The organism is Aquimarina hainanensis, from assembly GCF_042684685.1.
Taxonomy (GTDB): domain Bacteria; phylum Bacteroidota; class Bacteroidia; order Flavobacteriales; family Flavobacteriaceae; genus Aquimarina; species Aquimarina hainanensis.
The window spans coordinates 939-1,735 of sequence record NZ_JBHULX010000046.1 but is presented as its reverse complement, the minus strand read 5'-3'; the positions used below and the strand labels follow the sequence as shown (position 1 = coordinate 1,735).

The following is a 797-nucleotide window of genomic DNA, read 5'->3' as shown; positions in this document are numbered from 1 at the left end:
AATTCCCCGGAAGTGGTATCCGTAGCCGTATTACCAGCTGTATCCGTGGCTGTAGCCGTTACATCATAGGTCCCGTCAGGACTGATCTCATTACCCGCAGGAATCGTTAAACTCCAGGTATTGTCGCCATTGTCTACCAGGTTCCCGTCTCCTTCGCTATAGGTAACTCCATCTACTGTTACTGTTAAACTGTCTGAAGAATCCGCTGTACCTGTGATCACCGGGGTGGTATCATTGGTGGTCTGACTAACCACTGTTGGAACTGTAGGCGCGACTGTATCAATTGTTAATTCCCCGGAAGTGGTATCCGTGGCTGTATTACCAGCTGTATCCGTGGCTGTAGCCGTTACATCATAGCTGCCGTCAGGACTGATCTCATTACCCGCAGGAATCGTTAAACTCCAGGTATTGTCGCCATTGTCTACCAGGTTCCCGTCTCCTTCGCTATAGGTAACTCCATCTACTGTTACTGTTAAGCTGTCTGAAGAATCCGCTGTACCTGTGATCAACGGGGTGGTATCATTGGTGGTCTGACTAACCACTGTTGGAACTGTAGGCGCTACTGTATCGATGATCAGTTCTCCGGAAGTGGTATCCGTAGCCGTATTACCAGCTGTATCCGTGGCTGTAGCGGTTACATCATAGGTCCCGTCAGGACTGATCTCATTGCCCGCAGGAATTGTTAAGCTCCAGGTATTGTCGCCATTATCTACCAGATTCCCGTCTCCTTCGCTATAGGTAACTCCATCTACTGTTACTGTTAAACTATCTGAAGAATCCGCTGTACCTGTGATCAC

At 48.8% G+C, this 797-nt stretch carries 1 protein-coding gene; it reads right to left on the bottom strand.

Going from position 1 to position 797, the window contains the following annotated elements; all coding sequences use genetic code 11:
- A partial coding sequence (locus ACFSTE_RS20980) for an Ig-like domain-containing protein (RefSeq protein ID WP_378298392.1) occupies positions 1-797 on the bottom strand: 797 nt, incomplete at both ends.